The organism is Terrabacter sp. AAH1 (assembly GCF_054456855.1).
The window spans coordinates 97,971-110,135 of the sequence record NZ_JBTJJV010000004.1; the positions used below are offsets into that span (position 1 = coordinate 97,971).

At 73.0% G+C, this 12,165-nt stretch carries 12 protein-coding genes; 8 read left to right on the top strand and 4 right to left on the bottom strand.

Annotated features, from left to right (window positions below; all coding sequences use genetic code 11):
• Nucleotides 1–9 precede the first annotated feature (9 nt).
• Together ACXR8F_RS08475 and ACXR8F_RS08480 are read right to left on the bottom strand one after the other, a co-directional pair.
• Nucleotides 10–1,206, bottom strand: a complete 1,197-nt coding sequence (locus tag ACXR8F_RS08475) for an MFS transporter (RefSeq protein ID WP_458799715.1) — start codon at nt 1,204–1,206, stop codon at nt 10–12.
• A gap of 2 nt (nt 1,207–1,208) precedes the next feature.
• A complete protein-coding gene (locus ACXR8F_RS08480) occupies nt 1,209–1,796 on the bottom strand; it encodes a nucleoside/nucleotide kinase family protein (RefSeq protein ID WP_458799716.1) in 588 nt (195 codons plus the stop codon).
• 44 nt (nt 1,797–1,840) lie between these two features.
• Here ACXR8F_RS08480 and hisF point away from each other — a divergent pair, with 44 nt between their 5' ends.
• Nucleotides 1,841–2,614 carry an imidazole glycerol phosphate synthase subunit HisF gene (gene hisF, locus ACXR8F_RS08485; protein ID WP_458799718.1) on the top strand — a complete coding sequence of 258 codons (774 nt, stop codon included), beginning with the start codon at nt 1,841–1,843 and terminating at the stop codon, nt 2,612–2,614.
• Nucleotides 2,615–2,617: 3 nt separating this feature from the next.
• Here hisF and ACXR8F_RS08490 read toward each other — a convergent pair whose 3' ends face one another.
• Nucleotides 2,618–3,259 (bottom strand): TIGR03085 family metal-binding protein, encoded by a 642-nt coding sequence (locus ACXR8F_RS08490; RefSeq protein WP_458799720.1) that lies wholly within the window; start codon nt 3,257–3,259, stop codon nt 2,618–2,620.
• A gap of 81 nt (nt 3,260–3,340) precedes the next feature.
• Between ACXR8F_RS08490 and ACXR8F_RS08495 the strand changes: the two genes are divergently transcribed.
• The 4 genes from ACXR8F_RS08495 (at nt 3,341) to hisI (ending at nt 8,637) form a co-directional block, all read left to right on the top strand.
• A complete protein-coding gene (locus ACXR8F_RS08495) occupies nt 3,341–4,375 on the top strand; it encodes a GNAT family N-acetyltransferase (RefSeq protein WP_458799722.1) in 1,035 nt (344 codons plus the stop codon).
• 49 nt (nt 4,376–4,424) lie between these two features.
• On the top strand, nt 4,425–6,305 hold the full coding sequence (locus ACXR8F_RS08500; protein WP_458799724.1) for an ABC transporter ATP-binding protein: 1,881 nt from the start codon (nt 4,425–4,427) through the stop codon (nt 6,303–6,305).
• Entirely contained in the window at nt 6,302–8,113 is a 1,812-nt protein-coding gene (locus ACXR8F_RS08505; protein WP_458799726.1) for an ABC transporter ATP-binding protein, read from the top strand. The genes ACXR8F_RS08500 and ACXR8F_RS08505 overlap by 4 nt, the downstream gene beginning before the upstream one ends.
• 116 nt (nt 8,114–8,229) lie before the next feature.
• Nucleotides 8,230–8,637 (top strand): phosphoribosyl-AMP cyclohydrolase, encoded by a 408-nt coding sequence (gene hisI, locus ACXR8F_RS08510; RefSeq protein WP_458799728.1) that lies wholly within the window; start codon nt 8,230–8,232, stop codon nt 8,635–8,637.
• Nucleotides 8,638–8,658: 21 nt separating this feature from the next.
• Here the strand turns inward: hisI and ACXR8F_RS08515 are convergent, their stop codons facing one another.
• Complete coding sequence (locus ACXR8F_RS08515) at nt 8,659–9,405, bottom strand: metal-dependent hydrolase (RefSeq protein ID WP_458799730.1); 747 nt, start codon at nt 9,403–9,405, stop codon at nt 8,659–8,661.
• Nucleotides 9,406–9,669: 264 nt separating this feature from the next.
• On the opposite strand from ACXR8F_RS08515, the gene ACXR8F_RS08520 reads away from it, so the two are divergent.
• The 3 genes from ACXR8F_RS08520 to ACXR8F_RS08530 are packed head-to-tail and all read left to right on the top strand — an operon-like array spanning nt 9,670 to nt 12,165.
• Nucleotides 9,670–11,247: an anthranilate synthase component I gene (locus ACXR8F_RS08520; RefSeq protein ID WP_045192451.1), complete on the top strand. Its 1,578-nt coding sequence runs from the start codon at nt 9,670–9,672 to the stop codon at nt 11,245–11,247.
• Nucleotides 11,244–11,837, top strand: coding sequence for a Trp biosynthesis-associated membrane protein (locus ACXR8F_RS08525; protein WP_458799731.1), 594 nt, complete (start codon nt 11,244–11,246; stop codon nt 11,835–11,837). The genes ACXR8F_RS08520 and ACXR8F_RS08525 overlap by 4 nt, the downstream gene beginning before the upstream one ends.
• Nucleotides 11,838–11,895: 58 nt before the next feature.
• A complete protein-coding gene (locus ACXR8F_RS08530; protein ID WP_045192303.1) occupies nt 11,896–12,165 on the top strand; it encodes an HGxxPAAW family protein in 270 nt (89 codons plus the stop codon).

Below are 12,165 nucleotides of genomic sequence, written 5' to 3' on the forward strand. Positions count from 1 at the left end.
GAGCCGGTCTCAGTCGACCCGCGGCAGGTCCGGGCGCAGCCGCAGCACCACGAGGGCCTGCACGCCGCCGATGACCGCCAGGACCAGCCAGACCAGTGACAGGCTGCCGCTGACGTCGCGGACGAGGCCCATGGCGAGCGGTCCCACCGAGGCGATGCCGTAGGAGAAGAGGAAGGCCATGCCCGTGAGGCGTCCGCTCGCCTCCGGCGTGCGGGCGTAGCGCACGAGCAGCACGAGGGCGAGCGAGAACGCGGCACCCTGCCCGAGACCCGCGATGACGGCCCACAGCCACGGCGCCGCGAGCGGCGCGACGAGGATGGCCAGGCAGCCGACGACGCCGAGGCCCGCGGCCGGCATGAGCAGGCGCCGCATGTCGGTGGCCTTGTCGCTCAGCACCGGTCCGAGCAGACCCGACACGATCTGGGCACCGCTGAAGGCGGCGGCGAGGTAGCCGGCCGAGCCTCGGGACCAGCCGTGCTCGACGTAGGTCGGCGCCAGCCACGTGACGGCCGAGTAGAAGCACCACGACTGCAGGGCCAGGTAGCCCGCGACGAGCCAGGCCGTGCGGTGGCGCCACGGCAGCCGACCCGGCCCCTCCTCGTCGGGCGTGTGGTGCGGGTTGGCGCGCACGGTGAAGGGCACCCACGCGAGCACCCCCACGACCGCGACGACGGTCCACGAGCCGAGCGAGCCCTGCCAGCTGCCGAGGCGGTCGGCGAGGGGCACCGCGAGCGCGGAGCTCACCGCCGCCCCGCCCATCATCGCCAGCATGTAGAGACCCGTGACCAGGCCGGTGCGCCTGGGCGGGAAGTACGTCTTGACCAGGCGCGGCAGCAGCGTGCCGGCGACGGCGATCCCCACCCCGCACAGGAACGTGCCGACGTAGAGGACGACGACGTTGCCCCCGCTGAAGCGGCTCGCCGTGCCGACGACGATGCTGACGGCAGCGGCCAGGACCGCGCCCGCCGCGCCCATGCGGTGGGCGATCCGGCTCGCCAGCGGCGCGAAGAGACCCATGCAGAGCACCGGCAGGGTGGTCAGCGCCCCGGCGGCGGCGTGGCTGAGGCCGAGGTCGGCCGAGATCGCGTCCAGCAGGGGCGGGATGCTCGTGATGGCGATGCGCAGGTTCGCCGCGACGGCCACGAGCGCGACGGCCATGACCCACACGGGTGGGAGGGGCCGGATGGCTGGGTCTCGTCGGAGCACCCTCAGAGACTAGATGTGTCGAGCACGAGGTCCGCGCGGTCCCTCGTCGAGTCGCCCGAGAAGAGCGCGGACTCCTGGTCGGCCCACCGCTGCCACTGCGGCCGGTAGGCCTCGCCGTCCCGGGCGATGCCGCGGTCGCGGCGCAGCGCGGTGTCCGCGTCGACGAAGACGGTGACGGCGGCATACGGCCGGGCAGGACCGACGCTGGCGCCGCAACCCTCGACGACGAGGAAGCGGCACGGCGGCACGTCCTTCGTCCCCGCCCACCGCTCGCGCACCCAGCTCCACAGCCGGTATGCCGCGTGCTCCCCGCGAGACAGCGGCTCGAGCACCTGCCGGGTGAGCAGGGCAGGCGCCGCGGCGAGGCCGTCCCAGCCGGGGTAGAGGTGGTCCATGTGGACGACGGCGACCGGTCCCGTGGCTGCCAGCGCCAGCTCGACGCCGCGCGCGAGGGTGGTCTTGCCGGCGCCACTCGGCCCGTCGAGGGCGATGACCACGACGTCGCCGCAGCGGGGCTCGGCGGTGAGCGCGAGGGAGACCACGGCAGCGACGTGCTCGGCGCGTGGCGGCCTCGTCACCTCGTCCCACATGGGCGCGACCCTAGCCGGTCAGGTCGCTGGCCTAGCCTTGGAGCATGCCGGTCGCCACCAGAGTCATCGCCTGCCTCGACGTCGACGCGGGTCGCGTCGTCAAGGGCGTCAACTTCGAGAACCTCCGCGACGCCGGCGACCCCGTCGAGCTCGCCAAGGTCTACGACGACCAGGGCGTCGACGAGCTGACCTTCCTCGACGTGACCGCGAGCAGCGGCAACCGCGAGACGACCTACGACGTCGTGCGGCGCACGGCCGAGCAGGTGTTCATCCCGCTGACCGTCGGCGGCGGCGTGCGCACCGTCGACGACGTCGACCGCCTGCTGCGCGCCGGGGCCGACAAGGTCGGCGTCAACACGGCGGCGATCGCGCGGCCCGAGCTCATCTCCGAGATCGCGAGCCGGTTCGGGGCCCAGGTGCTGGTCCTGTCGGCCGACGTGCGCCGCCGCATCGGCGACGACGGCCGCCCCACCGACGACTTCGTCATGACGACTCACGGCGGCCGCACCCCCGTCGACCTCGACGCCGTCGAGTGGTGCGCCCGCGCGGCGGAGCTCGGTGCGGGCGAGATCCTGCTCAACTCGATGGACGCCGACGGCACCAAGGACGGCTTCGACCTCGAGCTGATCCGGCGCGTCCGGGCCGCCGTCTCGGTGCCGGTCATCGCGAGCGGTGGCGCAGGTCGGGTCGAGCACTTCGCTCCTGCGGTCGCGGCCGGCGCCGACGCCGTCCTCGCCGCGAGCGTCTTCCACTTCCGCGAGCTGACGGTCGGAGAGGTCAAGGACGCCCTGCGCGCGGCCGGCGTCACGGTGCGCTGAGCCTCAGCTGATGCCGAGCTCCGCGCCCTGCAGGGCCGCGATGTCGTCGGCGTCGCCCTCGAAGGCGATCCGGGCCACGCTCTTGCGGCCGTACGCGTAGAGGACGAGCTCGCCGACCGGGCCGCGCAGCACGACGGTCCCGTGGGCGTCGGGCAGCTTCGCGGCATACCGGCCTCGGCCCTCGGCGATGAGCACGATGCCGGTGGGCGCCTTGCGGAACATCAGGCGTGCCGACCGGCGCAGGGCCGACCACAGCTTGCCCTCGAGCTGCGGCGCGAGCTCGCGCGGTTGCCACCCCGGCTGCGCCCGGCGGACGTCCTCGTGGTGCACGAAGTACTCGATGAGGTTCGTGATCTCGTCGACCTTCGCGTTCGACATCGGGTTCCAGGCCGGCGCGCCCCGGCGCACCCGGTCGACGACCGCGGCGTAGTCGCCGTTCGCGATCCGGCTCTGCTCGCGGTCGAGGTGGCTCTCGAGGAAGGGCACGAACCGGCCCACGGAGAGGTCGGGACGGTTCTCGCGCACGAGCAGGTGCGCGGCGAGGTCGCGCGTCTGCCAGCCCTCGCACAGGGTCGGGCGGTCGGGTCCGAGCCGGTCGAGCTCGTCGCAGAGCAGGAGGCGTTCGGACCTGGCGTGGCGCGTCATGGCCTCATCCTGTCAGGGGCGCCCGGCAGGTCACGAACAACTCGTTGGATCACCGGCCCGTCGCCTCCGTAGGGTCGGACGGTGATCGAGCTCGTGCGCCCCACCGCAGACCTCAGCGACGGCTGGTGGGAGATGGTCGACGACTTCGGAGGCGCCACGATCCACGGGTCCGGCTACCGTTCGGGGGACCGCGAGGTGCTCGCCGAGCCGGCCGCCTTCGCCGAGTGGGTCGACTGGCTGGGGCGGCAGGAGCACCCGGACGAGCCGCTGCCGCCCGAACGTGTCGCGTCGTCGTACCGCTGGGTCCTCGACGACGGCCGTGTGGTCGGCACGATCGCGATCCGCCACGGGCTCACCCCCTCGCTCGTCGCCGAGGGCGGCCACATCGGGTATGCCGTCCGGCCGGCCGCGCGTCGCCGGGGCGTCGCGACGGCGGCGCTCGCGCAGGCTCTCGCCATCGCCGCCCGCCGTGGCATCGACCCGGCCCTCATCACGTGCGACCGCACGAACGTCGCGTCGGCGCGCACCATCGCCGCCTGTGGCGGAGTGCTCGAGGACACGCGCGACGACGTGCTGCGCCACTGGGTGCGGACCGGCGCGGCGGCCGACCCCATCGGCCCGGGTCCGGTCGAGACGCGGCTCGCGCGGCTCGTGCCGGTCACCTGGGACGAGGCCCAGGCGATGCTCGCCGGCTCCCGGCGAGGCGGCTGGGCGCCGGGCTACCCGCGCGAGGACGACCTCGACGCCGTGCGCGGGATGACCGCGGACGGACCCGACGCGTGGACGCCACGGCACGTCGTGCGGCGCTCCGACGGGTTGTCGGTCGGCAGCATCGGCTGCTTCGGGCCGCCCGTCGACGGGGTCGTCGAGGTGGGCTACGGCCTCGTCGAGTCGGCGCGGGGCGGCGGGCTGATGACCGACGTGCTCTCGGGAATGGTGCGGTCGCTCGAGGCAGCCGGCCTCCGCGTCGTGGCGCACACGCTCCCCGACAACGTGCCGAGCCACCGGGTGCTCGGCCGGCTCGGGTTCGTGCGCGAGGACGAGGCGCCCGGTGGGGCGACCGACGAGTGGCTGTGGGTGAGGCGAAGCGGTGCCGGTGCTGTCGTCGGCGCGTGAGAGGCTGAGGGGTCGACCACAGAGCAGAACACCAGGGGAGCCGAAGAGCGTGAACGTCCCGACCACCTCGACCCTGCGGGAGGGTCTCGCCGTCATCGGCCGAGGCATCAAGGGACAGCCCCGGTGGTTCTCCCTCGCCGTCGTCGGCAGCATCGTCTACGGCGTCATGACCAGCCTCACCGCGGCGGCCATCGGCTACGTCGTGCGCGAGGCGGTGACGCCCGCGATCGCCGCACGGCACGTCACGCCCGGGCAGCTCTGGTTCATCGGTGGCGTCATGGCCGCCGTCGTGCTCACGACCACCGTCGGGGTCATCGGCCGACGCCTCGCCGGAGGTGTCGCCATGTTCAACCTCGGCGCGATGTACCGCCGCCGGGTCACGCGGCAGTACCTTCGCCTCCCGCTCAGCTGGCACCACAAGCACCCCTCCGGGCAGCTGCTGTCCAACGCCAACGCCGACGTCGAGGCCACGTGGAACATCTTCGCGCCGCTGCCGATGGCGCTCGGCGTCGTCGTCATGCTGCTCTTCGGCATCGTCCAGATGGTCGTCGTCGACCCCTGGCTCGCCGTCGTGGGCCTCACCGTCTTCCCGATGCTCTTCCTCGCCAACGTCGCCTTCCAGCGCGCGATGTCACCCCGGGTCACGCGGGCCCAGCAGCTACGGGCCGACGTCTCCGAGGTGGCGCACGAGAGCTTCGAGGCGGCACTCATCGTCAAGTCGCTCGGGCGTGAGGACCACGAGGCCGAGCGGTTCCGTGCGGTCACCGACGAGCTGCGCGACGCCAACATCGACGTGGGCCGCACCCGTGGACGGTTCGACCCCGCCATCGAGGCCATCCCGACCATCGGCACCCTCGCCGTCCTCTTCGTCGGCACCCTGCGCGTGCGCAGCGGCCTGCTGTCCGCGGCCGAGGTCGTGCAGATCGCCTACCTCTTCTCGATCCTCGCCTTCCCGGTGCGGGCGCTCGGCTGGGTGCTGGCCGAGCTGCCCCGAGCGGTCGTCGGCTGGAACCGCGTCTCCGCCGTGCTCGACGCGACGGGCAGCATGACCTACGGCGAGCGGGCGCTGCCGGTCGGCGCCGCCAGCCACCTGCAGGCCGAGGGCCTCGCGTACGCCTACGAGATCGTGGCCGAGGACGGTTCCGCCGACCTGAACCCCGCCATCGTCGACGTCACGCTCGACGTCGCGCCCGGCTCGACGGTGGCGGTCGTCGGCCCCACGGGCAGCGGCAAGTCCACCCTCACCAACCTCGTGATGCGCCTCGTCGACCCCGACAGCGGGGCCGTGCTGCTCGACGGCGTCGACCTCCGTGAGGTCAGACGCGCGGGCGTCAGCGACGTCGCCGCGCTCGTCGCGCAGCAGACGTTCATGTTCGACGACAGCGTGCGCGGCAACATCACGCTCGGCACCGCACACGACGACGACAGCGTCTGGCGGGCGCTCCACGTCGCGCAGGGAGCGACGTTCGTCGAGCGGCTGCCCGACGGCCTCGACACCCACGTCGGCGAGCGGGGCGCCAGCCTCTCCGGCGGCCAGCGCCAGCGAATCGCCCTGGCCCGCGCGGTGATCCGCCGTCCGCAGCTGCTCATCCTCGACGACGCCACGTCCGCCGTCGACCCCAGTGTCGAGCAGGCGATCCTCGGTGGCCTGCGCGAGGCCAGCTCGGGCACCACGGTGCTCGTCGTCGCCTACCGCATGGCGACGATCCTGCTCGCCGACGAGGTCGTCTACGTCGAGCAGGGCCGCGTCCTCGACCACGGCTCGCACGCCGAGCTGCTCGGCCGGTGCGCGGGCTACGAACGGCTCGTGACGGCATACGCCCGCGAAGCCGCCGAACGCGAGGCCATCGCCGCCGACGAGGAGTTCGGCGACGCCCTGCCCGTCGACGACGAGGCCGGGCGCGGCCCGGCCGAGGAGGTCTCCCGATGAGCATGCGTTCCCAGGTCCTCGTCGAGCACCACGGTGTCGCCACCGGCAAGGACATGTCGACGTGGCAGACCCTCAAGCGCGGCGTCGAGCTCTCGCCCGAGCTGCGCAAGGGCATCTGGGTCACCGTCGCCCTCGCCGTCCTCTCCACGCTCGGACGCGTGCTCGTCCCGTTCGTCGTGCAGCGCATCACCGACGAGGGGCTGCTCGCCGCGGGTGGTCCCGACACGGGTGTCGTCGCGCTCTACGTCGGCATCGCGATGGTCGGCGTCGCCGTGACCGCGCTGTCGGCGTACTTCGTCAACGTGCGCCTCTTCCGCTCGTCCGAGAGCGGGCTGGCGACGCTGCGGCTCAAGGCGTTCCGGCACATCCACGACCTCGCGATGCTCACCCAGAACACCGAGCGCCGCGGCTCGCTCGTCTCGCGCGTCACCTCCGACGTCGACACGATCTCGATGTTCGTGCAGTTCGGCGGGCTCATGCTCATGATCAACCTCGCGCAGATCACCCTCGCGACGGTGCTCATGCTCGTCTACAGCCCGCTGCTCGGCCTCGTCGTGTGGCTGTGCTTCGTGCCGCTGTTCCTCATCATCCGCAAGTTCCAGGGCATCGTCGGTCGCGCCTACACGCGGGTGCGCGAGCGCGTCGGCGACATGCTCGGCGCCATCTCCGAGGCCGTGGTCGGAGCGCAGGCGATCCGCGCCTACGGCGTCGAGGACCGCACGGCCGAGCGCATCGACGCCGCGGTCGAGGAGCACCGCAAGGCCGCCATCGGCGCCCAGGCCCGGTCGGTCGTCGCCTTCACCTCCGGGCAGCTCGTCTCGGGGCTCACCACGGCAGTCGTCCTCGTCGTCGGCACCGTGCTCGCCGTGCGTGGCAGCCTGACCCTCGGTGAGCTGCTCGCCTTCCTCTTCCTCGTCAACCTCTTCACGATGCCGGTGCAGCAGGCGACCGAGATCCTCAACGAGATGCAGAACGCCGTCGCCGGCTGGCGCCGGGTCATCGGCATCATCGACACCCCGGCCGACGTCTCCGACCCCGGCGAGTCCGGCGTCGAGCTGCCGCGAGGGCCGATCACCGTGCGGTTCGACGGAGTCGGCTTCGCGTACCCGGGCGGCGAGCAGGTGCTCCACGACGTCGACCTCACCATCGCCCCCCGCAGCCGCGTGGCCATCGTCGGCGAGACCGGCTCGGGCAAGTCGACCCTCGCGAAGCTCCTGACGCGCCTCATGGACCCCACGAGCGGGCGGGTGCTCCTCGACGGCGTCGACCTGCGCACCGTGCGCTTCTCGTCGCTGCGCTCGCGCGTCGTCCTCGTGCCGCAGGAGGGCTTCCTCTTCGACGGCACCCTCCTCGACAACATCCGGTTCGGCCGGCCTGAGGCGAGCGAGGACGACGTGCGGCTCACCCTCACCGAGCTGGGGCTCGACGCCTGGGCCGCGACCTTGCCGCTGGGCCTCGCCACCGACGTCGGCCAGCGCGGCGAGTCGCTGTCGGCAGGGGAGCGGCAGCTCGTCGCGCTCGCCAGGGCCTACCTCGCCGACCCCGACCTTCTCGTCCTCGACGAGGCGACGTCGGCCGTCGACCCGAGCACCGAGGTGCGGCTCCAGCGCGCCCTCGACTCGCTGACGCGTGGGCGCACCTCGATCGCGATCGCGCACCGCCTGTCGACGGCCCAGGCCGCCGACGAGGTCATCGTCGTCGACGCGGGGCGCATCGTCGAACGCGGCCACCACACCGAGCTCGTCCGCCTCGGCGGCGTCTACTCCCGCCTCCACGCCTCGTGGGTCGCCCAGCAGCAGGCCGTCTGACCCCACCGACCCGCGCCCTGGGCACCGAACGCAGCGTTCGATGTCGGAAACCGTGTTCCAACACCGCTTTCGAGACCGAACGCGGCGTTCGGTGCGCGCGACGGCACAATGGCGGCGTGACCGACTCCCGCAACCCGACCGGCCCGGCGCTCGACCCGGCACTCGACCCCACGTCCCTCGACCCGAACGTCGCCGCGCTGCTGAAGCGCGACCAGCACGGGTTGGTGGCGGCCGTGGTGCAGCAGCACGACAGCGGCGAGGTGCTCATGGTCGGCTGGATGGACGACGAGGCCCTGCGTCGCACCCTCACCGAGGGCAGGGTGACCTTCTGGTCACGCAGCCGCGGGGAGTACTGGCGCAAGGGCGACACGAGTGGTCACGTCCAGTGGGTCAAGGGGGTGCGCCTCGACTGCGACGGCGACGCCCTGCTCGTCAGCGTCGACCAGGTCGGGGCAGCCTGCCACACGGGCGACCGCACCTGCTTCGACGCGCGCGTGCTGCCCGCCGTCGTCGGCGAGGCCTGAGCGCAAGCGCCTTCGGCAGCCTCAGGCCGGCACCACCGATCGCACCACCTCGACGACCGCCTTCCAGGCCGGGCCGAGCATCTCGACCCCGCCCACCTCCGCGACGGCGAGGTAGATGGCGATGAAGGTCAGCGCCGGCCCGACGACGAACCGCTCGGTGAAGTGGTTCGTGCTCAGGGCCGCGTAGTTGAACCGGTGCCTCCAGAACGGCCAGAACAGCGGGCAGCCCTGCACGGTGGCCATGTCGCCGAGCAGGTGCACCGCGGTGCCGATGCCGACCGCCCACGGGATGACGTCCGGCGAGAACGAGTCGAAGAGGGCGCCGCGCGTCAGCGCAGCGCCGACGAGCAGGCAGGCCGCGGTGTGGAGCACGGGCACCTTGACGAGCGACACGTGCACAGCGGCCGAGGCGATCGCGAAGAGGAACGCGAGGTAGAGGCCGAGGGCGAGACCGCCCGCGTTCGTGGCGAGGACGCCGAGCCCGGTGAACATCGCGAGCCCGAGCAGCGAGTGGGTCCCGTTGCGGTGCCCGCCCAGGCAGAACCCGACGACTGTCGCGAGCACCGTCGTCACCGGCCCCAGCGAGCGGGCGATGGTGCCGGACGGGTGGTCGAGGTCGGGAAGCATGGCCGAGCCGGCCCCCACGACGGCGGCAACGGGAACCGCCCAGCCGTCCACGGCCACCCCGTGCTGTCGCAGCAGCGGCACGACGGCGAGCACCGCCACGGCCCCCGAGGTCGCGTGCGTGCGGCCGATCACCGGGCGCACCGGGGGAGCGATGGGCGCGTGAGGCGCCGGCTCAGCGGGGACACTGCTGTCTCCTTCGTGTCCGGTGGGTGCCGTTGCGGCTCGAACCCTGGGCGCAACCGTGGAATCGCCTGTGCCGCAACGACTTGCCGGTGCCGACTCTCCCTGCGCAGATGTCGGCGTGAGGCTATCGCGACGGATTCGAAGACGCGCGCCCGGGTCGCCACCCCTCTCGCCTGGCGGAGCCCGCGCGGCCCGGTCTGCCCGGTGGGCCAGAATGGCTGCGTGCCCGACACGACGACCCCGCCCGCTCCGACGCCGCACGCCGACCTCGCCTGGGGTCGCACGTGGCCGAGCCTCGAGGTCTTCACCGAGCTCGCCCTCGAGCACCGTCGCGTCATCCCGGTCGTACGCCGAGTGCTCGCCGACGCCGAGACGCCCGTGGGCGTCTACCGCAAGCTCGCGAAGGACGCGCCGGGCACCTTCCTGCTCGAGTCCGCCGAGCACGGCGGCGTCTGGTCGCGCTACTCCATCGTGGGCGCGCGCAGCGCCGCCACCCTCACCGAGCTCGACGGCCGGGCGCACTGGATCGGCGAACCGCCGGTCGGCCTGCCCGTCGACGGTGACCCGACCGCCGCGGTCCGCGACACGGTCGCGGCCCTTGCCACGCCGCGTACGCCAGGGCTGCCTCCGCTGACGGGCGGGCTCGTCGGCGCCATCACCTACGACGCCGTGCGCCACTGGGAGAAGGTGCCCGACGACGGCCGCGACGACCTCGGGCTGCCCGAGGTCGCCATGATGCTCGCCACCGACCTCGCCGTCTTCGACCACAGCGACGGGTCGTTGCTGCTCGTCGCGAACGCCGTCAACCACGACGCGACCGACGAACGCATCGAGGAGGCGTGGGCCGACGCCGTGGCCCGGCTCGACCGCATGACGGACGAGCTCGCGGCACCGGCCGCCAGCACGGTCGCGACCATCGAGCCGCTGAGCAGCGAGCCCACGAGCAGTCACACCCAGACCGAGTTCGAGGAGATGGTCGAGGAGGCGAAGGAGGCGATCCGTGCGGGCGAGGCCTTCCAGATCGTCGTCTCGCAACGCTTCAGCGTGCCGTGCCGGGCCGACTCGCTCGACGTCTACCGGGCCCTGCGCGTCAGCAACCCGAGCCCCTACATGTACCTCCTGCGTCTGCCCCACCCGGACGGCTCGTCCTACGACATCGTGGGCTCGAGCCCCGAGGCCCTCATCAAGGTCACCGGCAGGCAGGCGATCACCCACCCCATCGCCGGCTCGCGGCCCCGTGGCAAGAGCCCCGACCACGACGCGCACCTCGCCGAGGAGCTGCTGGGCGACGCCAAGGAGCGCGCCGAGCACCTGATGCTCGTCGACCTGGCCCGCAACGACCTGCAGCGCATCTGCCGGGCCGGCACGGTCGACACGGTCGACTTCATGTCGATCCGCCGCTACAGCCACATCATGCACATCGAGTCGACGGTGGTCGGCGACCTGCGCGACGACCAGAGCGCCTACGACGCGCTCGTCGCCACCTTCCCGGCGGGCACGCTGAGCGGCGCGCCGAAGCCGCGGGCGATGGCGCTCATCGACGCGTACGAGGGACTGCGTCGCGGGCTCTACGGCGGCGTCGTCGGCTACCTCGACTTCTCCGGTGACCTCGACATGGCCATCGCCATCCGCACCGCCCTCATCAAGGACGGCCGGGCGCACGTCCAGGCGGGGGCGGGGATCGTCGCCGACTCCGTGCCGCACCTCGAGTACGAGGAGACCGTCAACAAGGCGGCCGCCGCGCTGCGGGCCGTTGCCGCGGCCGGGGGGCTGCGACCGCTGGGGAACCACCGCGCATGACCTTCCTCACCCTGGACAAGAAGCGAGCCGCGCTCGTCGTGCTCCTCCCCGCGGCACTCCTGCTCGGCCTCACGACGCGCACGTGGGCAACCGGCGAGTCCCGCGACGTGCTCAGCCGCGCGGTCACCGAGGTGACCGGAGGGGCAGCCGCCCCGGGCATCGTCGGCCTGTGCGCCGTCTGCGTCGTCGCGCTGCTCGGTCTCATGACGGGCGGACGCGTGATCCGGGCGGTCTCCGCAGGCGTGCTGGTGCTCTCGGCCGTGGGCGCAGCCCTGATGACGCTGTTCGTCGCGCTGCGGCCCGTCACGACGGTGGCCGACGCCGTCGCGCGCGAGCTGGCCCGCACGACGGCCCCCGCGGCAACGGGCACGAGCACCGTGTGGGCCTGGCTCGCGGTCGTCGTCGCCGCCCTCCTGGCGGTGGGCGCCGCGCTCGCGACCACCTCGAGCCGCAGCTGGGCCGGTCTGTCCGGCCGCTACGAGCGCGGTGCCAAGCCGGCGAGCGGCCCTCGCGGCGAGGTGCGCACGACCTGGGACGAGCTGAGCGAGGGTCACGACCCGACCCTGCGCGACGCCCCTGACGAGACCTGACAGAATGAGCACCGTCGGCCCGCACGGGCGTGGAGCCGACCGGACGAGAGAGGACGCCATGGAAGAGCAGCACGAGGACCACGGTCACAGCACCGCCGCCTGGACGGGGGTCGGGGTCATCCTGCTCGGCACGGCGATCGCGTCGGTCGCGGTCGTCATCCCCAGCCTCGTCCTCGGCATCATCGGTGCGGTCGTCATCGTGGCCGGCATCATCGCCGGAAAGGTCCTGTCGATGGCCGGCTACGGCGCGGGCAAGCACCACGCGCAGGCCGGGTCGATCGTCGACGCCCCTGACGAGGCCGGCGCCGGGACCCTCGGCAAGAGCTGA

What these genes read in the sequence shown, in the direction of transcription:
- ACXR8F_RS08525 (WP_458799731.1), top strand. Translation starts at nt 11,244, where the DNA reads ATGACCTTCCTCACCCTGGACAAGAAGCGAGCCGCGCTCGTCGTGCTC.
- ACXR8F_RS08505 (WP_458799726.1), top strand. Translation starts at nt 6,302, where the DNA reads ATGAGCATGCGTTCCCAGGTCCTCGTCGAGCACCACGGTGTCGCCACC.
- hisF (WP_458799718.1), top strand. Translation starts at nt 1,841, where the DNA reads ATGCCGGTCGCCACCAGAGTCATCGCCTGCCTCGACGTCGACGCGGGT.
- ACXR8F_RS08480 (WP_458799716.1), bottom strand. Translation starts at nt 1,796, where the DNA reads ATGTGGGACGAGGTGACGAGGCCGCCACGCGCCGAGCACGTCGCTGCC.
- ACXR8F_RS08530 (WP_045192303.1), top strand. Translation starts at nt 11,896, where the DNA reads ATGGAAGAGCAGCACGAGGACCACGGTCACAGCACCGCCGCCTGGACG.
- ACXR8F_RS08490 (WP_458799720.1), bottom strand. Translation starts at nt 3,259, where the DNA reads ATGACGCGCCACGCCAGGTCCGAACGCCTCCTGCTCTGCGACGAGCTC.